The 20,877-nt window shown below is 62.3% G+C and carries 21 protein-coding genes; 13 read left to right on the forward strand and 8 right to left on the reverse strand.

Annotated elements, in window-relative coordinates; genetic code table 11:
* Window positions 1-161: 161 nt before the first annotated feature.
* A complete protein-coding gene (locus J5M56_RS19945) occupies window positions 162-2,153 on the reverse strand; it encodes a hybrid sensor histidine kinase/response regulator (RefSeq protein ID WP_207937606.1) in 1,992 nt (663 codons plus the stop codon).
* 265 nt (window positions 2,154-2,418) lie between these two features.
* On the opposite strand from J5M56_RS19945, the gene J5M56_RS19950 reads away from it, so the two are divergent.
* From J5M56_RS19950 to J5M56_RS19965, 4 genes are all read left to right on the forward strand, one after another.
* Entirely contained in the window at window positions 2,419-3,216 is a 798-nt protein-coding gene (locus tag J5M56_RS19950; protein WP_186478772.1) for a hydroxymethylpyrimidine/phosphomethylpyrimidine kinase, read from the forward strand.
* Between the two features lie 13 nt (window positions 3,217-3,229).
* Window positions 3,230-3,853 (forward strand): thiamine phosphate synthase, encoded by a 624-nt coding sequence (gene thiE, locus J5M56_RS19955; RefSeq protein ID WP_060479196.1) that lies wholly within the window; start codon window positions 3,230-3,232, stop codon window positions 3,851-3,853.
* Between the two features lie 18 nt (window positions 3,854-3,871).
* A complete protein-coding gene (gene hemL, locus J5M56_RS19960) occupies window positions 3,872-5,155 on the forward strand; it encodes a glutamate-1-semialdehyde 2,1-aminomutase (protein WP_060479197.1) in 1,284 nt (427 codons plus the stop codon).
* 233 nt (window positions 5,156-5,388) lie between these two features.
* A complete protein-coding gene (locus tag J5M56_RS19965) occupies window positions 5,389-5,934 on the forward strand; it encodes a tetratricopeptide repeat protein (protein WP_060479198.1) in 546 nt (181 codons plus the stop codon).
* A 3-nt stretch (window positions 5,935-5,937) separates the two neighbouring features.
* Here J5M56_RS19965 and J5M56_RS19970 read toward each other — a convergent pair whose 3' ends face one another.
* Window positions 5,938-6,264, reverse strand: coding sequence for a DUF1820 family protein (locus tag J5M56_RS19970; RefSeq protein WP_060479241.1), 327 nt, complete (start codon window positions 6,262-6,264; stop codon window positions 5,938-5,940).
* 174 nt (window positions 6,265-6,438) lie between these two features.
* On the opposite strand from J5M56_RS19970, the gene J5M56_RS19975 reads away from it, so the two are divergent.
* From J5M56_RS19975 to lnt, 4 genes are read left to right on the forward strand one after another with little or no spacing between them, the layout of a single operon-like run.
* Window positions 6,439-7,437 (forward strand): PhoH family protein, encoded by a 999-nt coding sequence (locus tag J5M56_RS19975; RefSeq protein ID WP_060479199.1) that lies wholly within the window; start codon window positions 6,439-6,441, stop codon window positions 7,435-7,437.
* Window positions 7,430-7,903, forward strand: coding sequence for an rRNA maturation RNase YbeY (gene ybeY, locus J5M56_RS19980; RefSeq protein WP_060479200.1), 474 nt, complete (start codon window positions 7,430-7,432; stop codon window positions 7,901-7,903). Before J5M56_RS19975 ends, ybeY begins: the two co-directional genes overlap by 8 nt.
* A 25-nt stretch (window positions 7,904-7,928) precedes the next feature.
* Window positions 7,929-8,768, forward strand: coding sequence for an HlyC/CorC family transporter (locus J5M56_RS19985; RefSeq protein WP_060479201.1), 840 nt, complete (start codon window positions 7,929-7,931; stop codon window positions 8,766-8,768).
* Between the two features lie 8 nt (window positions 8,769-8,776).
* Window positions 8,777-10,294: an apolipoprotein N-acyltransferase gene (gene lnt / locus J5M56_RS19990; protein WP_186478771.1), complete on the forward strand. Its 1,518-nt coding sequence runs from the start codon at window positions 8,777-8,779 to the stop codon at window positions 10,292-10,294.
* A 109-nt stretch (window positions 10,295-10,403) separates the two neighbouring features.
* Here lnt and J5M56_RS19995 read toward each other — a convergent pair whose 3' ends face one another.
* The gene (locus tag J5M56_RS19995) at window positions 10,404-11,165 is read right to left on the reverse strand and encodes a YdcF family protein (RefSeq protein WP_207937607.1); all 762 of its coding nucleotides are present in this window, start codon (window positions 11,163-11,165) and stop codon (window positions 10,404-10,406) included.
* Window positions 11,166-11,293: 128 nt separating this feature from the next.
* Window positions 11,294-11,608 (reverse strand): hypothetical protein, encoded by a 315-nt coding sequence (locus tag J5M56_RS20000; RefSeq protein WP_186478769.1) that lies wholly within the window; start codon window positions 11,606-11,608, stop codon window positions 11,294-11,296.
* 229 nt (window positions 11,609-11,837) lie between these two features.
* Here J5M56_RS20000 and leuS point away from each other — a divergent pair, with 229 nt between their 5' ends.
* From leuS to J5M56_RS20025, 5 genes are all read left to right on the forward strand, one after another.
* Entirely contained in the window at window positions 11,838-14,444 is a 2,607-nt protein-coding gene (leuS, locus tag J5M56_RS20005) for a leucine--tRNA ligase (RefSeq protein WP_060479205.1), read from the forward strand.
* A 61-nt stretch (window positions 14,445-14,505) separates the two neighbouring features.
* A complete protein-coding gene (lptE, locus tag J5M56_RS20010) occupies window positions 14,506-15,111 on the forward strand; it encodes an LPS assembly lipoprotein LptE (RefSeq protein WP_060479206.1) in 606 nt (201 codons plus the stop codon).
* Between the two features lie 36 nt (window positions 15,112-15,147).
* Window positions 15,148-16,185: a DNA polymerase III subunit delta gene (holA, locus tag J5M56_RS20015; protein ID WP_207937608.1), complete on the forward strand. Its 1,038-nt coding sequence runs from the start codon at window positions 15,148-15,150 to the stop codon at window positions 16,183-16,185.
* Window positions 16,186-16,334: 149 nt separating this feature from the next.
* Complete coding sequence (arfA, locus tag J5M56_RS20020; RefSeq protein WP_027917766.1) at window positions 16,335-16,499, forward strand: alternative ribosome rescue factor ArfA; 165 nt, start codon at window positions 16,335-16,337, stop codon at window positions 16,497-16,499.
* A 60-nt stretch (window positions 16,500-16,559) separates the two neighbouring features.
* Entirely contained in the window at window positions 16,560-17,876 is a 1,317-nt protein-coding gene (locus tag J5M56_RS20025) for a lytic murein transglycosylase (protein ID WP_186478766.1), read from the forward strand.
* Between the two features lie 32 nt (window positions 17,877-17,908).
* Here the strand turns inward: J5M56_RS20025 and J5M56_RS20030 are convergent, their stop codons facing one another.
* From J5M56_RS20030 to J5M56_RS20045, 4 genes are all read right to left on the reverse strand, one after another.
* Window positions 17,909-18,847, reverse strand: coding sequence for an LD-carboxypeptidase (locus J5M56_RS20030; RefSeq protein WP_186478765.1), 939 nt, complete (start codon window positions 18,845-18,847; stop codon window positions 17,909-17,911).
* A gap of 76 nt (window positions 18,848-18,923) precedes the next feature.
* Window positions 18,924-19,940 carry a lipoyl synthase gene (gene lipA / locus J5M56_RS20035; protein ID WP_060479209.1) on the reverse strand — a complete coding sequence of 339 codons (1,017 nt, stop codon included), beginning with the start codon at window positions 19,938-19,940 and terminating at the stop codon, window positions 18,924-18,926.
* 2 nt (window positions 19,941-19,942) lie between these two features.
* On the reverse strand, window positions 19,943-20,590 hold the full coding sequence (gene lipB / locus J5M56_RS20040; protein WP_060479210.1) for a lipoyl(octanoyl) transferase LipB: 648 nt from the start codon (window positions 20,588-20,590) through the stop codon (window positions 19,943-19,945).
* Complete coding sequence (locus tag J5M56_RS20045; RefSeq protein WP_060479211.1) at window positions 20,590-20,865, reverse strand: DUF493 domain-containing protein; 276 nt, start codon at window positions 20,863-20,865, stop codon at window positions 20,590-20,592. Before J5M56_RS20045 ends, lipB begins: the two co-directional genes overlap by 1 nt.
* Window positions 20,866-20,877 lie beyond the last annotated feature (12 nt).

The following is a 20,877-nucleotide window of genomic DNA, read 5'->3' on the forward strand; positions in this document are numbered from 1 at the left end:
TTTGGGGCCTGGCGCGATATCGCGTTGTATGAACCAGGCGGTCGCGCGCGCCTGTCACAGGCGTTACTGGCCCGAAACAAACGTAGGAGCGAGCAAAGCTCGCGATGCGCCGCGCGGGCGGCGCTCGGTCTCACAGGCGCCAAACTTCTCAAGGCATGCACCTACAGCCGCGTAGCCCCCGAAAAAGCCCTGCCCGGCGGCACCTGCACCTGGGCGATGGCCACATTCAAGGCTAGCTCGAAGCGGCTGCCCACGCCCCGCGTCGATTCATGGGACAGCTTGGCGCCCAGCAACTCGGTCAACTGCCGACAGATCGACAAGCCAATCCCCAGGCCGCCGTAACGCCGGGTCATGGAGCCATCAACTTGGTAGAAACGCTGGTAGAGAATGGCTTGGTCCAGGTCGTCGAACCCAATTCCACTGTCGCTGACCGCAAAGGTCAGTACCAGGCTGTCCGGGCCAAGGCGACGGCCGCGGACCTGCACCATCACGCCCCCCTGATGGGTGAATTTCAGACCGTTGTCCACCAGACAACCCAGGCAGCGGGCTATTTTCTGGGCATCGCCCAGGAGCTCGTCCGGCAGATCGGCGGGAATATCCAGGCTCAGATACAAGCCCTTGCCCAAGGCCGTACCGGCATAGCCAGCGCGCAGCTCATGCAGCGTATGCCGCAGGCTGAACGGCTGGGTTTGTGGGCGCATGCGGCCAGCCTGTAGCTCGCTCAAGGTGAGAATGTCATCGACCATGTCCATCATGTCCTGGGCAGAACCGACCGCCGTACGCTGGTACTGAGCCATCTCGGCACTCATCGGCAATGTCTGCATCAGCTCCAGCGAGCCAATTACCCCATTCATCGGCGTGCGCAGTTCATGGGTGATGGTGGCGAGGAACTCGTCCTTGATGTGGTTGCTTCTGGCCAGTTGCTGGTTCAAGTGCTCCAGGGCCTGGCCGGCGTCACGCAAGTTCTGCGCCTGCTGCTCACGCATGCTGTTAATACGGTCGGCCAGGGCCAGCGACAGCAGTGCCACTTCCAGCGCTGAACCCAACTGGCTGGCGTACATGGTAATGAACAGGTTTGGCAGATATCCCAGCACCATGAGGGTGTTGACTAGCCCACCGATCAGAAACGCCGTCCAGGCGATGATGAACCAGCGTGCAACGCGCATGCCGCGCAGCCAGGCGTATAAACCGGCAGCGAAGATACTCACGGTGAACAGCAGCGCCAGCACCGTGGCCATTCGCAGGGCGATGCCGTACGGCATGCTCACCGACAGCACCATCACCAGCACCCCACCGAGCATCAACACTTGCAGCCACCGGTCCAGGCTGCGGCTAACCTTGCCCAGCTGCAGGAAGTGACGCGCAAACTGGCAACCGAACAGCCCTGCAGCACCAATGAACATGGGTGTTGCGGCATTCGCCCACCAAGGGCTGTCTGGCCACAGATAGGCAACCCCTGCACCGTTGACCGACACTTGATACAAGCCGAACGCGGCAATGTAGAGGATGTAATACAGGTAACTGACGTCGCGCACGCTGAGGTAGATGAACAGGTTGTACACCGCCATCACCAGCAACACGCCGTAGATCATGCCAAGCACATAGAACCGCGTCGGCTGGTCTTCCATGTAGGCTTCGGCGGACCATAATGCCAAGGGTACCTGTACCGAGCCCTGGCTATACACACGCAAGTAGGCTGTGGTCGACTGCCCTGGCTGCAGTGGAAGCTCGAACAGGTAGTTGTTCTGGCGTATCTGTCGGCTGGCGTAGGGCAAGGCATCGCCAGTGTGCTGGGCCAGGCGGAACTGACCATCGCTGTCAGGCAGATACAGCTCGATGTGGTCCATGGGGGGATAGGCCAGCTCCAGCAGCCATTGCCGCGGCTGGGCAGTGGCAGAGGCCCGGTAATGCAGGTCGACCTTGAGCCAGAACACCGAAGTCGAATAGCCGGCGTTCAGCACGTCCTGGTGGTGGGTGCGAAAACGGCTGGCGAACAGGGGGGCGCTGACCTGGGCGATGCTGGCGCTGCCATCAGGGTCTTCGTAGACCTGCATGACCTTGCCCAACGGGAGGTAACGAGTCGCTTCGTCGAATTCGACGCCTGCGGCCAGAGCGGGCAACAAGCCCAGCAGCATAATCAGCAAATAGCGCATACAGCCCCAGCTTCGCCTGCACGGTCGCGTCGCGGTGGCCTCCGATCCCTTTGAGACGACGAAATCCGGCAGAGCCCGTTTATCGAGTTATCCGAGCACTCTAGCATAGCTTTCAACCCAGGCAACCGACCGTACGAATTTTCACTAAAAAGGCTCTAAATCAAGGCTTTGAGGGGCATTCGACGAGATAATTTGACTGCATGGTCAGCAAATCTGACTGGGCGGGCGATTCGCACAAATGGGTTTGGTGGTAAGCTCGCCGACCATGAATACCTACAGCTCCCGCCCCGTTGTCCTCTGTCTCTCCGGCCACGACCCAAGTGGCGGCGCCGGCTTGCAGGCAGATATCGAAGCCCTGATCGCTCAAGGCTGTCACGCAGCACCTACCGTGACCGCCCTGACCGTGCAGGATACCGTCAACGTTTCCGACTTCCGTGTGCTCGACCGTGAATGGGTGCTGGCCCAGGCCAACGCCGTGCTGGTCGACTCCACGGTGGCCGCCGTCAAGCTGGGCATGCTCGGCTCGATCGGCATGGTCGACACTGTCGCCGAACTGCTCAGTGCTCACCCGCACCTGCCGATGGTCTGTGACCCGGTGCTGCGTGCCGGTGGTGGTGGCCGCCTAGGTAAGGACGAAGTCGGCTATGCCCTGCGCGAGCGTTTGCTGCCGCTTGCGACCATCGCCACGCCAAACCTGCCTGAAGCTCGCATCCTGGCCGAACTGCCCGAGGGCACTGCCGACGAATGCGCCGAAAAGCTGTTGCCGTTTTGCAAGCACCTGCTGATCACCGGCGGCCACGGCGACGAAGACGAAATCCATAACCGCCTGTACAGCCGCGACGGCCAAAGCCACACCTGGACCTGCCAACGCTTGCCTGGCAGTTACCATGGCTCTGGCTGCACCCTGGCCAGCGCCTTGGCCGGTCGCCTGGCCCTTGGCGAGCACCTGCAAAGCGCAGTGAAAAGCTCGCTGGATTACACCTGGCGCACCCTGCGCGACGCCGAGCAATTGGGCAGGGGCCAGTACGTACCGCGCCGCCTGCCCCTGGATTTCTGCAGCTGAAAAGAGGCTATCAATGAAACTACGCGGCCTGTACGCCATCACCGACAGCCAGCTGCTCGCCGGCCGTTTCCTGTCTCATGTCGAAGCCGCGCTGGAAGGCGGCGTGTGCCTGCTGCAGTACCGCGACAAGAGTGACGACGCCGCGCGCCGCTTGCGCGAGGCCGAGGCACTGATGAAGCTGTGCGAGCGCTACGGCACTGGGCTTGTGATCAACGACGATGCCGAGCTGGCCGCGCGCCTGGGCGTCGGTGTGCACCTGGGCCAGACCGACGGCCCACTGACCCCGGCCCGTGCCTTGCTAGGCCGCCAGGCCATCATCGGGTCCACCTGCCACGCCAGCCTCGAGCTGGCCGCACAAGCGGCCCAGGAAGGCGCCAGCTATGTCGCCTTCGGCCGTTTCTTCAATTCCGTCACCAAGCCCGGCGCGCCGGCTGCCAACCTTGAACTGCTGGAGCAGGCCCGCGCCCAGGTGAAACTGCCGATCGCCGTGATCGGTGGTGTCACCCTTGACAATGCCGCCCCGCTGATCGCCCACGGTGCCGATCTACTGGCGGTGATCCACGGCCTGTTCGGCGCCGACAGCGCGCAGGAAGTCACCCGCCGCGCCCGCGCCTTCAACGCCCTGTTCGCTTCCTGATTTCGAGAGAAGACCCCTATGTCCCGTTCCGAAGCCCTGTTCGCCCAAGCCCAGAAGCACATCCCTGGCGGCGTAAACTCGCCAGTCCGCGCCTTCAAGAGCGTCGGAGGCACCCCACTGTTCTTCAAGCACGCTGAGGGCGCTTATGTCGTCGATGAAGATGACAAGCGCTATGTCGACTACGTCGGCTCCTGGGGCCCGATGATCCTTGGCCACGGCCACCCAGACGTGCTCGACGCAGTGCGCCGCCAGCTCGAACACGGCCTGTCCTACGGGGCGCCGACCGCCATGGAAACCGAGATGGCCGACCTGGTCTGCTCGCTGGTGCCGTCGATGGAAATGGTGCGCATGGTCAGCTCCGGCACCGAGGCGACCATGAGCGCCATACGCCTGGCCCGTGGCTACACCGGCCGTGACGCCATCATCAAGTTCGAAGGCTGCTACCACGGCCACTCCGACAGCTTGCTGGTCAAGGCAGGTTCCGGCCTGCTGACCCAAGGCGTGCCAAGCTCGGCAGGCGTCCCAGCGGACTTCGCCAAGCACACCCTGACCCTGCCGTTCAACGACATTGCAGCCGTGGAAAAGACCCTGGCCGAAGTGGGCCAGACCGTCGCCTGCATCATCGTTGAACCGGTCGCCGGCAACATGAACTGCGTACCACCAGCACCTGGCTTCCTCGAAGGGCTGCGCGAGCAGTGCGACAAGCACGGCGTGGTGCTGATCTTCGACGAAGTGATGACCGGTTTTCGCGTTTCGCTGGGCGGCGCCCAAGGTCACTACGGGATCAAGCCGGACCTGTCGACCTTCGGCAAGATCGTCGGCGGTGGCATGCCGGTGGGCTGCTTCGGTGGCAAGCGCGAGATCATGGGCTGCATCGCGCCGCTGGGGCCGGTCTACCAAGCCGGTACGCTGTCGGGTAACCCCCTGGCCATGGCTGCCGGCCTGACAACCTTGAAACTGATCAGCCGCCCTGGCTTCCACGACGAACTCAGCGCATTCACCAGCCGCATGCTCGACGGCCTGCAACAACGCGCCGACGCTGCTGGCGTACCGTTCGTGACCACCCAGGCAGGCGCCATGTTCGGCCTGTACTTCAGTGGCGCCGACGACATCGTCACCTTCGACGATGTGATGGCCAGCGACGCCGAGCGGTTCAAGCGCTTCTTCCACCTGATGCTCGACGGCGGCGTTTACCTGGCGCCGAGTGCGTTCGAAGCAGGCTTCACCTCGATCGTTCATGGGGAAAAAGAGCTGCAAATTACCCTGGACGCTGCTGAAAAAGCCTTTGCCGCGCTGAAGTAAAGGTTGGCCTGCAGGGGCCTCTTCGCCGGTGTACCCGCTCCTACAGTGATGCGTTTACTGATGGGAGTGGACTGGCTGGCAAGAGGCCCGTGCACGGAATAAATGCGCTGTCGAATCAGCAAAGCTTTATCAATAGAGAAATTCGCGTAAAACTTTGTAAGGTTGGCGCTGCTTATCCCATAATGTGCCACCAGAGACATTGGCCGCAGCTTTGCAGAGGTAAGTCGATCCCCATGAACCGCACCGGCCGCGCCCTGACCCTGGGCTGCCTGTTGCTTCTTCAGCCCCTGCTGGCCTTGGCGGAGGGCGGTAACTCGTTGCTGATTCCGGCAACGGGGCGCTGCACGCTCAATGTTCAGCCAGAAGACCTGCAGAACGCGCTCAAAACCTGCGAGCAGGCAGCGGCGACCGGGGACGCCCAGGCGCAGTTCGAGCTTGGCGAGTATTACTACACGCTAACGCCCCAAAACCTCAAAAAGGCCCTGGACTGGTACCAAAAGGCATCTTTGCAAGGCCATGCCCAAGCGCAGTACCGCCTTGGCGCCATGTTCTTCCATGGCGAAGGGGTCAAGGCCAACAACGTGCAGGCCTACATCCTGCTGAAAATGGCTGCGGTCAACGGCGCAGAAGACGCCCTGGACATGGCCGACGAAGTGACCGAGCAGATGCCGCGCGACGAGCTGGAGCACGCTACCCAGGTACTTGGGCAGATCTTCCGCAAATACCTGTTGGAACTGCAGAACGCCGAAGGGCGCACACCGTTCTCGCCACTTCCCTGAGGCTCAGCGCTCCGGCATGGGCATCGGGAATGGCATGACGTTGCCGCCGGCCTTGGCTTCGCTGATCTTGGCAGTGCCAAGCCGCTCCACTTCGTCGATACGCACGATCGAGTGCATGGGTACGAAGCTGCGAATCACCCCTTCGAACTGGTTCTTGAGCTTCTCTTCGCTGGGGTCGACCACCACTTGGGTGCGCTCGCCGAACACGAACTCCTCGATTTCCAGAAAGCCCCACAGGTCGCTCTGATAGATCTGTTTGGCATACATTTCGAAGACCTGCCCCTGATTGAGGAAGATCACTTTATAGATGGCAGGTTCACGTTTGCTCATGATCGGCGCGATAGCACATGCGTAAGAAAAGGCGCGCATCATAGCAGAGCAGCCTCCGGCAAACGCAGCCTGGCGGCCCATACCTACCCTTGATCGTTTCAGTGCTTTCGCCACTGCCGCTCAAGGGTTATTCTTGAGTTCAATTCCATCGCCGACGAGCGGCTAAAAACGACCTTGAACGCACCCATACAACCTCATCGTTTCATCCTCGAACCTTTCGAGGCCCACCGTTTCGCCAATTTGTGCGGCCAGTTCGACGAGCACCTGCGCCTGATCGAACAACGCCTGGCTATCGAAATCCGCAACCGCGGCAACCAATTCGAGCTGATCGGCGAACCCAAGACCACCTCCGCTGCCGAGCAACTGCTGCGCCGTCTCTACCGTGAGGCCAAGGCCACCGAGTTGTCGCCGGAAACCGTGCACCTGTACCTGCAGGAGTCGACGGTCGAGAACATCGACAACCCGGCGGTGAATGAAGTGAGCGTTTCGTTGCGCACGCGCAAGGGCAACATCCGCCCGCGCGGCGTCAACCAGCAGCGTTACGTCAAGGAAATCCTGGGCAACGACATCAACTTCGGCATTGGCCCTGCGGGTACCGGCAAGACGTATCTCGCCGTGGCCTGCGCCGTCGATGCCCTGGAACGCGAGCAGGTGCGCCGCATCCTGCTGGTGCGCCCAGCTGTTGAAGCGGGTGAAAAGCTCGGCTTCCTGCCCGGCGACCTGGCTCAGAAGATCGACCCGTATCTGCGCCCGCTGTACGACGCGCTGTACGAGATGCTCGGCTTCGAGCACGTGGCCAAGCTGATCGAGCGCCAGGTGATCGAGATCGCCCCGCTGGCCTACATGCGCGGCCGCACGCTGAACAACAGCTTCATCATCCTTGACGAGAGCCAGAACACCACCCTCGAGCAGATGAAGATGTTCCTCACCCGCATCGGCTTCGGCTCCACGGCGGTGATCACCGGTGACATCACCCAGGTCGACCTGCCGCGTGGCACCAAGTCGGGCCTGGCCCATGTGATCGAGGTGCTCAAGGACGTGCCGGGCATCAGCTTCACCCACTTCCAACCCAAGGATGTGGTTCGTCACCCACTGGTACAGCGTATCGTCGAAGCCTATGACCGCTTCGATGCCCGTCAGGCCAAGCCCGAGGCGCCCGGCAAAGATGCTTGAGCTCGATTTGCAAAGGGCTACGGACGCTGCCGCCCCGGATGACGCTGCTTTCCGCCGCTGGTGCGAGCTGGCCTTGCGCCAGCGCAGCGCCGATTCCGAGATGACCATTCGTCTGGTCGACGAAGCCGAAGGCCGCGAACTAAATCACACCTATCGGCACAAAGATTACGCGACCAACGTCCTGTCGTTCCCGGCGGACGTACCCGACGATCTGCTGGATATCCCACTGTTGGGGGATCTGGTGATTTGCGTGCCAGTGGTCGAGCGCGAGGCTGCCGAACAGGGCAAAGCCTTGCAAGCCCACTGGGCACACCTGGTAATTCACGGCTGCCTGCACCTACTCGGCTACGACCACATCGAGGACGATGAGGCCGAGGAAATGGAAGCGCTGGAACGGGAATTGCTGGCAGAACTGGGTCACCCCGACCCCTATGCCGACGATGAAAACGAACCTCTCACACACTGATACACCAAGGATCACGAGAAACGCCATGAGCGAAGATCGATCGAGCAACGGGCAAAAGTCCTGGCTGGGTAAACTGACCCAGGCTTTTGCCCATGAGCCGAAAAACCGCCAGGAGCTCCTTGAGCTGCTGCGCGAAGCCCATCAGAACAAGCTGCTCGACAGCGAAGCGCTGACCATCGTCGAGGGTGCCATCCAGGTTGCAGACCTGCAGGTTCGCGACATCATGGTTCCGCGTTCGCAAATGATCAGCATCAAGGCGACCCAATCGCCGCGCGAATTCCTGCCGGCGGTCATCGACGCCGCCCACTCGCGCTACCCGGTGATCGGCGAAAGCCATGACGATGTGCTCGGGATCCTGCTGGCCAAGGACCTGCTGCCGCTGATCCTCAAGGAGAACGGCGACAGCTTCAACATCAAGGACTTGCTGCGCCCGGCCACCTTCGTGCCGGAGTCCAAACGCCTGAACGTGCTGCTGCGCGAATTTCGCGCCAACCACAACCACATGGCCATCGTCATCGACGAATACGGCGGCGTGGCCGGGCTGGTGACCATCGAGGACGTGCTGGAGCAGATCGTCGGCGATATCGAAGACGAGCATGACGTCGAAGAAGACAGCTACATCAAGCCGCTGCCAAGTGGCGACTTCCTGGTCAAGGCGTTGACCCCGATCGACAACTTCAATGAGTTCTTCGACAGCGGGTTCTCCGATGACGAGTTCGACACCGTTGGCGGCTTGGTGATGAGCGCCTTCGGCCACCTGCCCAAGCGTAATGAAACCACCGAGATTGGCGCCTACAAGTTCCGTATTCTCAACGCCGACAGCCGGCGGATACACTTGCTGCGACTGACCCCGATCACCCGTTAAGGACTCACATGCGTTGGATCACCCGCCCCGGCTGGCCCGGTAACCTGCTGGCCTTGGCGGCCGGCGCATCGACGCTCCTGGCCCTGGCACCGTTCGATATCTGGCCGGTGGCTTTGTTGTCCATTGCCCTGCTGTACCTGGGCCTACGAGAACTCAACCCACGCCAGGCCATGTGGCGCGGGTGGTGGTTCGGTTTCGGCCTGTATGGTGCCGGCACCTGGTGGATCTATGTCAGCATGAACACCTACGGCGGCGCTTCGCCTTTGTTGGCGATCGCACTGCTGTTGGCATTCTTCGCCGCCCTCGCCTGGTTCTTCGCCTTGCCCACTTGGTTATGGGCGCGCTGGTTGCGGCGCAACGAGGCGCCGCTGGCAGATGCCTTGTGCTTTGCCGCGCTGTGGCTGTTGCAGGAGGCGTTCCGGGGCTGGTTCCTCACCGGTTTCCCCTGGCTCTACGCCGGCTACAGCCAGCTCGATGGCCCCCTTGCCGGCCTGGCACCGTTGGGCGGGGTGTGGCTGGTGTCCTTCACCTTGGCATTGACCGCTGCGCTGCTGTGCAACCTGCACCGTCTGCGCCAACGCCCGTCGTTCCTGGCTGTGGGTGTGGTGCTGCTGTTAGCGCCTTGGGTGATCGGCATGGCCCTTAAGGGCCACGCCTGGACCACGCCTGCGGGCGACCCCTTGAAGGTCGCGGCCCTGCAGGGCAATGTCGAGCAGGATCTGAAATGGGACCCAGCCCACATCGATGCGCAACTGGCGCTGTACCGCGACATGAGCTTCAGGTCAAAGCCGGTCGACCTGCTGGTGTGGCCGGAAACCGCCGTGCCGGTACTCAAGGACCAGGCCCAGGGCTATATCGACGTGATGGGGCGTTTTGCCGCCGACCGGCATTCGGCGCTGATCACCGGCGTGCCCGTACGTGAGATCGTGCATCGCCAGCGCCGCTTCTACAACGGCGTAACGGTGACCGGCGAAGGCGACGGCACCTACCTCAAGCAAAAGCTGGTGCCTTTCGGCGAGTATGTACCGCTGCAGGACATGCTGCGCGGGGCGATCGAGTTCTTCAACCTGCCGATGTCCGACTTTGCCCGTGGCCCTGAAGACCAGCCCTTGCTGCAAGCCAAGGGTTACCAGGTTGCACCATTCATCTGCTACGAAGTGGTCTACCCAGAATTCGCAGCGGGCCTGGCGGCGCGCAGCGATCTGCTGCTGACCATCAGCAACGATACCTGGTTCGGCACTTCGATCGGCCCGCTGCAACACTTGCAGATGGCACAGATGCGCGCACTGGAGGCTGGCCGTTGGATGATCCGAGCCACCAACAACGGCGTAACCGCGCTGATCGACCCGTTTGGCAAGATCACCGCGCAAGTGCCGCAGTTCCAGCGGGCGGTATTGTATGGAGACGTGGTGCCGATGCAGCAACTGACGCCCTACCTGCAATGGCGCTCCTGGCCGCTGGCGATCTTGTGCGTACTGTTGCTGGGCTGGGCGCTGCTGGCAGGCCGTATCGCCAAGACCGTCTGAATGGCCCGCGCCGGAATCTTCGCGGCCAAAGCCGCTCCTGCGGGTGAGAGTTCATACCGAAGGGTGCGCGGTCCACAGCGGGTTTACCCGCGAAAAGGCCGCGCAGGTTTCAATAGAACAACCGATACCCCACCAACCCTGCCGCTTCGTTGAGCAACTGCCCGCTCTGCCACATGGCCCGGCTTTCTGGCAGCAACCCGGCAAACGGCCGGGCATGATCGCGCCCCAGGAACCCGACCGGCGCCGGGACCACCTCGAAGCCGGCACGCTCGAAGCACCAGCGCGAGCGCTGCATGTGCCAGGCCTGGGTCACCACCACCACCCGGCGGATGCCGAGCGGTTGCAACAGCTTTGCGCTGAACTGGGCATTCTCCCACGTGGTACGGCTGGCCTGCTCCTGCCACTTCACCGGCACCGCGAAATCCTCACGCAGCCGATCAGCCATCAGCCGCGCTTCACTGGGCGGCGTGCCGTAGTGCAGGCCGCCGCTGGTCAACACCGGTAAGCCCGATGCCTTTGCCAGTTGCGCCGCAAAACGTATGCGTTCGAACGCCGTGGCAGTGGGCTGGTCACCCCCACCCCAGGCAGGGTCGCCACGTTCGCGCCCAGCACCGAGCACCACGATGGCGTCAGCCTTGCTCGCCAGCCCGGCCCAATCTGCGGTAGCTAACGGCGGTTCGGTTTCCAACAGGCGGGCAGCCTGCTGCACCACCAGCGGCAAACTCATCAGCCAGAGCCCGCCCAAGCCTGCGGCAAAGCACAGTGCCGCCAGACGAGGCCGTCGCCTGCGCAACCACCAGGCAGCGAGCAGCAGTACGAACAGCACGCCAGGCGGCATAAGCCATTGCTTGATGAAAAACCGAATTGGCATCGACACACCTCCGTGGAAGGCGTGCAGCCTATAAAGGAACGGCGCCGGTCAACAAGCCTGAACCGGCGCCGATTCGAGAAGTGTGTTGTAAACGCGCCGCGCCATGTCTGCGCCTGGCGCCAGAACCACTAGCGATTGAGCAGCGTCCTGGTGTCTGCCGCTCTAGGCGGGCGTCTCTTGTCCTTGAGCCAGATAATCTTTGCCGTTGTCGGTTCCGCTTGCGGGAATGTACCGGCGCAGGCATTGCGGCGTTCCGGGAGGCGTTCCAGGTAGGCCTTGATCACTTCGAACTCTGCATGGCTCAGGCCACGCAACTCCAGCTCGGCTGGCATCTCGTCGCGCAATCGCACCGATGTTCTGGCGGTTTCCAATGCCAGGCCAAGGCGGTCGATCAGGCGTTCGTAAAGCTCCGGTTTGACTGCGGGTAGCTGCGTCTCTCCCATCCGTTCACCTCATTGAAGATAAATAACATCTCCCCCCACACCTGAGCTTAGCGTTGCTGCGAAAAGCAGCTGGATGCCGCGACCAGCGGGCATTCGCAATCAAGGTTTCCCACGATGCGCGGCGCTGCTGTATGCTACGGCGTTCACTCTAATACGACACCGGAGTGCCGGACGCAGCGAGGTTCCGCTGCCTGGAACAAGGTCTCTTCCCTCTCAGCAAAAAGTAGCCATGCACGAACAATACACGCCCCGTGATATCGAAGCCGCCGCCCAGAACTTCTGGGACGAGCAACAATCGTTCGCTGTTACCGAACAGCCTGGCAAGGACACCTACTACTGCCTGTCGATGTTCCCGTACCCGAGCGGCAAGCTACACATGGGCCACGTGCGCAACTACACCATCGGTGACGTGATTGCCCGCTACCAGCGCATGCTGGGCAAGAACGTCCTGCAACCGATGGGCTGGGACGCTTTTGGCATGCCGGCAGAAAACGCGGCAATGAAGAACAATGTCGCCCCGGCCAAGTGGACGTACGAAAACATCGAGTACATGAAGACCCAGCTCAAGAGCCTGGGCCTGGCCATCGATTGGGCGCGTGAAGTCACCACCTGCAAGCCGGACTACTACCGCTGGGAGCAGTGGCTGTTCACCCGCCTGTTCGAAAAAGGCATCATCTATCGCAAGAACGGGACCGTGAACTGGGACCCGGCCGACCAGACCGTCCTGGCCAACGAGCAGGTCATCGATGGCCGCGGCTGGCGCTCGGGCGCGCTGATCGAAAAGCGCGAAATCCCGATGTATTATTTCCGCATCACCGACTACGCCGACGAGCTGCTGGAAAGCCTCGACGAACTGCCGGGCTGGCCTGAGCAGGTCAAGACCATGCAGCGCAACTGGATCGGCAAGTCGCGCGGGATGGAAGTGCAGTTCCCGTACGACCAGGCCAGCATTGGCCACGAAGGCACCCTGAAGGTGTTCACCACCCGGCCTGACACCCTGATGGGTGCAACCTACGTCGCCGTGGCTGCCGAGCACCCACTGGCCACTCAGGCCGCCCAGGGCAACCCGGCGCTGCAGGCATTCATCGACGAATGCAAGAGCGGCAGCGTGGCCGAGGCCGACATGGCCACCCAGGAGAAGAAGGGCATGCCCACTTCCCTGTTCGTCCAGCATCCACTCACTGGCCAGAAGCTGCCGGTGTGGGTCGCCAACTATGTGCTGATGCACTACGGCGACGGCGCGGTGATGGCTGTGCCGGCCCACGATGAGCGCGACTTCGAGTTCGCTCGCAAGTACGACCTGCCGGTCAAGGCCGTAGTGCGCACCAGTGCGGGCGATGAAGTGGGCCAGGAGTGGCAGGCCGCCTATGGCGAGCATGGCCAACTGATCAACTCCGCCGAATTCGACGGCCTGGACTTCGCCGGCGCCTTCGACGCCATCGAAGCCGCGCTCATCCGCAAGGACCTGGGCAAGTCGCGCACCCAGTTCCGCCTGCGTGACTGGGGCATCAGCCGCCAGCGTTACTGGGGCTGCCCGATTCCGATCATCCACTGCCCGTCGTGCGGTGATGTGCCAGTGCCGCAAGAGCAACTGCCGGTCACCCTGCCAGAAAACGTGGTGCCGGACGGCGCTGGTTCGCCACTGGCGCGCATGCCCGAATTCTACGAGTGCACCTGCCCGAAATGCGGCGCTGCGGCCAAACGCGAAACCGACACCATGGACACCTTCGTGGAATCGTCCTGGTACTTCGCCCGCTACGCGTCGCCTAACTACGAAGGTGGCATGGTCGACCCGAAAGCGGCCAACCACTGGTTGCCGGTCGATCAGTACATCGGTGGTATCGAGCATGCGATCCTGCACCTGCTGTACGCGCGGTTCTTCCACAAGCTGATGCGCGACGAGGGCCTGGTCACTTCCAACGAGCCGTTCAAGAACCTCCTGACCCAAGGCATGGTAGTGGCCGAGACCTACTACCGTGTGGCTGCCAACGGCGGCAAGGACTGGTTCAACCCGGCTGACGTCGAGATCGAGCGTGATGCCAAAGCCAAGATCATCGGCGCACGCCTGAAGACCGACGGCCTGCCGGTGGAAATCGGTGGCACCGAGAAGATGTCCAAGTCCAAGAACAACGGCGTCGACCCCCAGTCGATGATCGACCAGTACGGCGCCGACACCTGCCGCCTGTTCATGATGTTCGCCTCGCCGCCTGACGCAAGCTTGGAGTGGTCCGACTCCGGCGTTGAAGGCGCAAGCCGCTTCCTGCGCCGCGTATGGCGCCTGGCCCAGGCACACGTGGCCCAAGGCCTGCCGGGCAAGCTGGATGTCGCTGCCCTGGACGATGCGCAGAAGGTCATCCGCCGCGCCATCCACGCGGCGATCAAGCAGGCCAGCACCGACGTGGGTCAGTTCCACAAGTTCAACACCGCCATCGCCCAGGTGATGACCGTGATGAACGTGCTGGAAAAGGCTCCGCAGGCCACCGAACAAGACCGCGCCTTGCTGCAAGAAGGCCTGGAAGCGGTGACCCTGCTGCTGGCACCGATCACCCCGCACATCTCCCATGAGCTGTGGAAGCAACTGGGCCACGATCAGGCTGTGATCGACGCCAACTGGCCTGCGGTGGACGAAAGCGCCCTGGTTCAGGACAGCATCACCCTGGTGGTGCAGGTCAACGGCAAGCTGCGTGGCCAGGTAGAGATGCCTGCTGCGGCAAGCCGCGAAGAAGTCGAAGCCGCTGCCCGCAGCAATGAAAATGTCCTGCGCTTCATCGATGGCCTGACCATCCGCAAGGTCATCGTGGTACCGGGCAAACTGGTCAACATCGTAGCCAACTGATGGCAACGCTCACCCGTACCACGTGCGGGTGAGCGGTATCGGCCCACAAGGGAGCAACAACATGATCAAACGCAATCTGCTGGTAATGGGCCTGGCCGTACTGCTCAGCGCCTGCGGTTTCCAGCTGCGCGGCACTGGCACCAACGAGCTGAGTGTCAAGGAAATGGACGTGAGCGCACGGAACGCCTACGGCCCGACGCTGGTGCAACTGCGCGAAGTACTCCAGCGCAGCGGCGTCAATGTGCATACCGGCGCGCCTTATCGCCTGGTACTGACCAACGAACAGGAAAACTCGCGCTCGGCAAGCTACGCCGGCGGCAACGCCACGGCCGAGTACGAGCTCACCACCACCCTCAACTACAGCATCCAGGGCCTGAACAACCTTGAATTGCTGAGCGACAAGGTGGAAGTACGCAAGACCTATGTTCGTGACGGTGGCAACATTACCGGCTCCGATCAGGAAGCCCAGCGTGCACGCGAAGAAATGCGCCGCAATCTGGTGCAAGCGATGGTCTCGCGTCTGCAGATGCTGACGCCTTCGCAGCTTGACGAACTGCAGGCCAAGGCCGATGCCCGTGCCAAGGCTGAGGCCGAGGCGCTCGAAGCAGCACGCCGGCAGCAGGCGGAAACGCCGCAGCAGTCGCCGATGGAAATCCCGGGCAAATAAGCCCGCGCGGGGCGCTTCGGCGCCCCTCCTGCTCCCATGAAGCTCTCCCCCGCCCAACTCGGCAAACACTTGCAAGGTAGCCTGGCACCGGTTTACGTGGTCAGTGGCGATGACCCGCTGCTGTGCCAGGAGGCTGCCGACGCCATCCGTAGCGCCGCGCGCGCGCAAGGTTTTGACGAGCGCCAGGTGTTCAGCGCCGACGCCAACTTCGACTGGGGCACTCTGCTGCAAGCAGGGGCCAGCTTGTCGCTGTTCGCCCAACGCCGCCTGCTGGAGCTGCGCCTGCCCTCGGGCAAGCCAGGTGACAAAGGGGCTGCGGCGCTGATCGAGTACTGCGCCAAACCGGCCGAGGATACGTTGCTGCTGGTCAGCCTGCCCAAGCTCGATGGCAGTGCGCAAAAGACCAAGTGGGGCAAGGCGCTGATCGAAGGTGCCCACTGTCAGTTCATCCAGATCTGGCCGGTAGATGCCCAGCAGTTGCCGCAATGGATCAACCAACGCCTGGCGCAGGCCGGGCTGTCGGCCCAGCGCGATGCCGTCGACCTTATCGCCGCGCGGGTCGAAGGCAACTTGCTGGCAGCCGCTCAGGAAATCGAAAAGCTCAAACTGCTGGCAGACGGCAACCAAGTCACTGTCGAGACGGTGCAGGCTGCGGTCGCCGACAGCGCACGCTTCGACGTTTTCGGGCTGGTTGATGCCATTCTCAATGGCGAAGCCGCTCATGCCCTGCGCATGCTCGAAGGCTTGCGCGGCGAGGGTGTCGAGCCACCGGTAATTCTCTGGGCACTGGCCCGTGAGCTGCGCCTTCTGGCGGGGCTGGCGCAACAATTCAGCCAAGGCGTGCCACTGGACAAAGCCTTCAGCCAGGCGCGCCCGCCTGTGTGGGACAAGCGCCGCCCGCTGGTCAGCAAGGCCCTGCAGCGGCTCTCGGCGCAGCGCTGGGCGCAATTACTGCAGGATGCCCAGCACATCGATGCACAAATCAAAGGCCAAGCCGAAGGCTCGCCTTGGACAACGCTGTCACGCCTGACGCTATTGATGGCCGGGCAGCGCTTGGTACTCCCTGCGCAATAACAGGGCTGCGTTGTGGGCGGGACCACGCGCAAATATGGACGCCCCCGTGCCATCCATCGATGGGTTAGCTCATACACACAATCAATTGGCCCCGCCCCCCTCTGCGGCCTAAAGTTCGCCCCGCAAAGCCACCAACCGGGACCGCGATCATGAGCAAAAAACCGAAAAAACACGGCCCCAACAAGGCCAAGTCGATTATCGCCCAGCCGCTGTTTCGCTGCCGCCAGGAGCGACCGGACAAGGGCAAAGGCAGCTACCGCCGCGAAGCCTTCCAATCGAGAGATTGGGAGGCTTCTTACTTTTTGGCCGCATGAAAGCATCCAGCGCGCAGGCATGATATGGTCGGCACCTGACCTGCAATTCTGGATCTGTGCATGCTCTTGAGTCCTCTGCCCCGTTGGAAATCCCGCCAGTTACTCGCGGCCTCCAGCTTCATCCTGCTCGTCGCCTGCGCGGAGAAACCCACCGCCGCAGACGCCCTGCCGCTGGCCCCCGCTCAGCCAGCGCCGGTAGTCACCCTGCCCAGCGCCACGCCTGACATCAGCACCGAAGTCCAGCCGCTGCAAACCTTTGCCCAGTGGCAGGCCAACTTCCGCCAGCAGGCACTGCAGGCCGGGATCGCGCCTAGCACCTTCGACCGAGCATTTCTCGGCATCACCCCCGATATGGACGTGATCAAGGCCGACCGTAGCCAGCCCGAATTCACCCGCCCGGTCTGGGAATACCTGGAGGGCGCACTGTCCCCGCTGCGCGTGCGCAACGGTAAGAGGCTGCTGGAACAGAATGCCGAATTGCTGGGCCGTATCGAGCAACGTTATGGCGTAGATCGCCAGGTGCTGGTCGCTGTATGGGGCATGGAAAGCAACTTCGGCCAGTTCCAGGGCAATAAGTCGGTGATCCGCTCACTGGCGACCCTGGCCTACGAAGGCCGCCGCCCACAGTTCGCCCAGGATCAACTGATCGCCGCTCTGCAGATCATCCAACACGGCGATATCCAGCCTGAGACCATGCGTGGCTCGTGGGCTGGCGCCATGGGCCAGACCCAGTTCATTCCCACCACCTATAACACCCATGCAGTGGATTTCGACGGCGATGGCCGCCGGGATATCTGGAACAGCACACCAGACGCCTTGGCCTCGACGGCGCATTACCTACAGAGCTCTGGCTGGAAGCAGGGCCAGCCGTGGGGCTTCGAAGTGCAGGTTCCGGCAGGGTTCGACTTCTGGCAGGCAGACGGCGCCCTGCGCAAGCCCGTATACGAATGGTTGCAGATGGGTGTCAGGCTGCCGGCCGGTACTCAGCTGCCAGCGGGTAGCAACCAGTTGTCGGCGGCTTTACTGCTGCCAGCCGGCGCTCGTGGGCCAGCGTTTTTGGTGCTGGACAACTTCCGCGCCATTCTCAAGTACAACAATTCGTCGGCCTACGCCCTGGCCGTCAGCCTGCTGGGGGATCGTTTCTCGGGCTGGGGCTTCATCAGCGGGAGCTGGCCGAAGGAAGATCTGCCATTGAGCCGCAGCGAGCGGATGGAGTTGCAGAATCTGCTCAACGCCAGCGGGCACGAAGCCGGCAATCCGGATGGCATCATCGGAGCCAATACCCGCAAAGCAATCCGCAATGCCCAGCAGCAACTGGGGTGGCCTGCCGATGGCTACCCAACTCATAAACTGCTCGATAGCTTGCGCCAACGCTGATGCATCGGGGGCCGCAGTGCGGCCCCTCCCTCTCAAGCCTGAAACAGATCCTGCTCCAGCACCAAGCTCTGCTGCTGGGTGTCCAGCCTCACCTGCGCCCCCAGCGGCAAACAGACATTCGGGTCGCAGTGCCCGCTGCGCCACCCTGCCAACACTGGCACGCCCAGCGGCCCGAACGTCTGCTCAAGCAACGGCGTCAACGCGGCAACGGTTATCCCGGCAAAATCCCCCACCAACACGCCCTTGATGCCTGCCAGCTTACCGGCAAGGTGCAGCTGGGTGAGCAGCCTGTCCACCCGGTACAGCGGCTCGTTGACATCTTCGATGAACAAAATGCAGCCTTGGGTTTCGATTTCGGCCGTTGTGCCCAGCGTCGCACCTAGCATCGACAGATTCCCACCCAGCAATCGCCCACTGGCAACGCCAGGGGTCACGCTATGCAAGGCGATCTCGGCTGGATGAACGATCGCATCGCCCTTGCCCAGCAAACCACCCAATTGCGCCAATAGCGACGACTCGGTCGGCTGCAGCTTGGCGCCCAACAGGTCGGCATTGAGCATCGCGCCGTGGAAGGTGAGCAGCCCTGTGTGCCGATAGATGGCCGTGTGCAGCGCGGTGATGTCGCTGTAGCCCACCAGAGGTTTAGGGTTGCGGCCAATCAGCTGGAAATCCAGCCGGTCGAGCAGCCGCATGCTGCCATACCCGCCACGCATGCACAGGATGGCGTGGATATCCGGGTCGGCAAAAGCCTCATGCAAATCGGCCAGGCGCTGCTCATCGCTACCTGCCAGATAACCTGCGGCCTGCATAGCCCCTGGGTAGATCCGGCAACGCAGGCCACGCTCGGCAAACCACTGGGTAGCCTTTTGCGTATCCAGGCGAGCTGGCCCGGCGGGGGCAACGATGGCGAAACAGGCGTCGGCACCCAGCGCTTTGGGCAAACGAGATTCGGGGGATTCAGCGCGATGCATCGCAGCTCCTTAGGCAAAAACAAAAATGCCGATGCCGCCTTTCAGCGCACATCGGCATGTTCAGCACAGGCTCGGATCAGAGCTTGATCTTGGCTTCGTGCGCCTGCTGGTCGGCATGGTACGACGAACGCACCAACGGGCCGGACGCTACGTTCTTGAAGCCCATCTTGTAGCCTTCTTCGGCGAACCAGGCAAAGGTGTCCGGGTGAACGAAACGCTGCACTGGCAAGTGGCTGCGCGAAGGCTGCAGGTACTGGCCGAGGGTCAGCATGTCGATGTCATGCTCACGCATACGGTGCATCACCTCGATCACTTCCTCGTCGGTTTCGCCCAAACCAAGCATCAGGCCCGATTTGGTCGGCACGTGCGGCACCATCTGCTTGAATTTCTGCAGCAGGTCCAAGGACCAGTCGTAGTCCGAACCAGGGCGTGCAGCTTTGTAAAGGCGCGGCACTGTTTCCAGGTTGTGGTTGAACACATCTGGCGGTGTTTGCGCGGTGATTTCCAGGGCGACGTCCATGCGGCCACGGTAGTCCGGCACCAGGGTTTCCAGCTGTACGCCCGGCGACAAGGCGCGGATCTCGCGAATGCAGTCGGCAAAGTGCTGCGCACCACCGTCACGCAGGTCGTCGCGGTCAACCGAAGTGATCACCACATATTTGAGGCGCAGATCGGCGATGGCTACGGCCAGGTTCTTTGGCTCGTCCAGGTCCAGCGGCTTCGGCCGGCCGTGGCCGACGTCACAGAACGGGCAACGACGGGTGCAGATATCACCCATGATCATGAAGGTCGCAGTACCACCGGAGAAGCACTCGCCCAAGTTCGGGCAGGACGCCTCTTCACACACACTGTGCAGCTTGTGCTTGCGCAACAGTTGCTTGATACGGTCGACCTCTGGCGAAACCGGGATGCGCACGCGGATCCAGTCAGGCTTTTTCGGCAGCTCGTCGGTGGGAATGATCTTCACCGGGATGCGTGCGACTTTCTCAGCACCACGCAGCTTAACTCCAGCTTCCACTTTCTTCGGCGCTGGGCGCGCGGTGGCATCCTGGGTGGGGGTCAGGTTAGGCACGGCTTCTTGCACAGTTGTCATATTCAGTCGATTCCGCCCGTCAGGGTCGTCTGCTCAGCGTAGTCGAGGTGCTTGACCAGCTGTCCGCGCAGCCTTGTCCTGACCTCGTCGAGTTCGATCGGGCCTGCCAGGTCGCGCAGCTGGGTCATTGCCAGCCCCGCATACCCGCAGGGGTTGATTCGGCGGAATGGCGCGAGGTCCATGTCCACGTTCAGGGCAAGGCCGTGAAAGGAACGGCCATTGCGGATTCGCAGGCCGAGGGAGGCGATTTTCGCTCCGTCGACATAGACACCTGGCGCATCGGGCTTGGCCATGGCGCTGACGCCGTAGCTGGCCAGCAGGTCGATCAGGGTCTGCTCGATACGGCTGACCAGGTCGCGCACGCCAAAACCCAGGCGACGCACGTCCAGCAGCAGGTAAGCCACGAGCTGCCCGGGGCCATGGTAGGTCACCTGGCCGCCGCGGTCAGTCTGCACCACCGGAATATCGCCCGGCACCAGCAGGTGCTCGGCCTTGCCGGCCTGCCCCTGGGTGAAGACTGCGGGATGCTCGACCAGCCAGATTTCGTCCTGGCTGTGCGGGCCGCGCTGCTCGGTGAAGCGGCGCATAGCCTCCAGTACCGGTTCATACGGTTGCAGGCCAAGCTCGCGCACCCCGAGGCAAAGCGGCATCAGAGCACCATTTTCACGATGCCGGTGGCACGCAAGGCACTGTTGATGTCATGCAGCTGGTTTTCGCTTTCAGCGACGATGTGCAGCTGCACGGTGGTGTACTTGCCTTCTTTGCTCTGGCGTTCGGCCAAAGTGGAAAGGTCGACCTTAGCATGCTTGCTCAGGATCTCGATCACCGTGTCCCGGAAGCCGACAACGGTGTCGCCGATGACCTTGATCGGGTAATCGGCGCAGGGGAATTCGATTTTGTGCGACTTGACGTCAGGTTCGCTCATGGCGGAAACGGC

The sequence above is a fragment of the Pseudomonas sp. 51_B genome (assembly GCF_017491595.1).
GTDB classification, from domain to species: domain Bacteria; phylum Pseudomonadota; class Gammaproteobacteria; order Pseudomonadales; family Pseudomonadaceae; genus Aquipseudomonas; species Aquipseudomonas promysalinigenes.

What these genes read in the sequence shown, in the direction of transcription:
- J5M56_RS19970 (WP_060479241.1), bottom strand. Translation starts at nt 6,264, where the DNA reads ATGAGCAAACGTGAACCTGCCATCTATAAAGTGATCTTCCTCAATCAG.
- lipA (WP_060479209.1), bottom strand. Translation starts at nt 19,940, where the DNA reads ATGACAACTGTGCAAGAAGCCGTGCCTAACCTGACCCCCACCCAGGAT.
- holA (WP_207937608.1), top strand. Translation starts at nt 15,148, where the DNA reads ATGAAGCTCTCCCCCGCCCAACTCGGCAAACACTTGCAAGGTAGCCTG.
- J5M56_RS19995 (WP_207937607.1), bottom strand. Translation starts at nt 11,165, where the DNA reads ATGCCAATTCGGTTTTTCATCAAGCAATGGCTTATGCCGCCTGGCGTG.
- J5M56_RS19950 (WP_186478772.1), top strand. Translation starts at nt 2,419, where the DNA reads ATGAATACCTACAGCTCCCGCCCCGTTGTCCTCTGTCTCTCCGGCCAC.
- lnt (WP_186478771.1), top strand. Translation starts at nt 8,777, where the DNA reads ATGCGTTGGATCACCCGCCCCGGCTGGCCCGGTAACCTGCTGGCCTTG.
- J5M56_RS20045 (WP_060479211.1), bottom strand. Translation starts at nt 20,865, where the DNA reads ATGAGCGAACCTGACGTCAAGTCGCACAAAATCGAATTCCCCTGCGCC.
- hemL (WP_060479197.1), top strand. Translation starts at nt 3,872, where the DNA reads ATGTCCCGTTCCGAAGCCCTGTTCGCCCAAGCCCAGAAGCACATCCCT.
- J5M56_RS20030 (WP_186478765.1), bottom strand. Translation starts at nt 18,847, where the DNA reads ATGCATCGCGCTGAATCCCCCGAATCTCGTTTGCCCAAAGCGCTGGGT.
- ybeY (WP_060479200.1), top strand. Translation starts at nt 7,430, where the DNA reads ATGCTTGAGCTCGATTTGCAAAGGGCTACGGACGCTGCCGCCCCGGAT.
- arfA (WP_027917766.1), top strand. Translation starts at nt 16,335, where the DNA reads ATGAGCAAAAAACCGAAAAAACACGGCCCCAACAAGGCCAAGTCGATT.
- J5M56_RS20000 (WP_186478769.1), bottom strand. Translation starts at nt 11,608, where the DNA reads ATGGGAGAGACGCAGCTACCCGCAGTCAAACCGGAGCTTTACGAACGC.
- leuS (WP_060479205.1), top strand. Translation starts at nt 11,838, where the DNA reads ATGCACGAACAATACACGCCCCGTGATATCGAAGCCGCCGCCCAGAAC.
- J5M56_RS20025 (WP_186478766.1), top strand. Translation starts at nt 16,560, where the DNA reads ATGCTCTTGAGTCCTCTGCCCCGTTGGAAATCCCGCCAGTTACTCGCG.
- lipB (WP_060479210.1), bottom strand. Translation starts at nt 20,590, where the DNA reads ATGCCGCTTTGCCTCGGGGTGCGCGAGCTTGGCCTGCAACCGTATGAA.
- thiE (WP_060479196.1), top strand. Translation starts at nt 3,230, where the DNA reads ATGAAACTACGCGGCCTGTACGCCATCACCGACAGCCAGCTGCTCGCC.
- lptE (WP_060479206.1), top strand. Translation starts at nt 14,506, where the DNA reads ATGATCAAACGCAATCTGCTGGTAATGGGCCTGGCCGTACTGCTCAGC.
- J5M56_RS19985 (WP_060479201.1), top strand. Translation starts at nt 7,929, where the DNA reads ATGAGCGAAGATCGATCGAGCAACGGGCAAAAGTCCTGGCTGGGTAAA.
- J5M56_RS19945 (WP_207937606.1), bottom strand. Translation starts at nt 2,153, where the DNA reads ATGCGCTATTTGCTGATTATGCTGCTGGGCTTGTTGCCCGCTCTGGCC.
- J5M56_RS19965 (WP_060479198.1), top strand. Translation starts at nt 5,389, where the DNA reads ATGAACCGCACCGGCCGCGCCCTGACCCTGGGCTGCCTGTTGCTTCTT.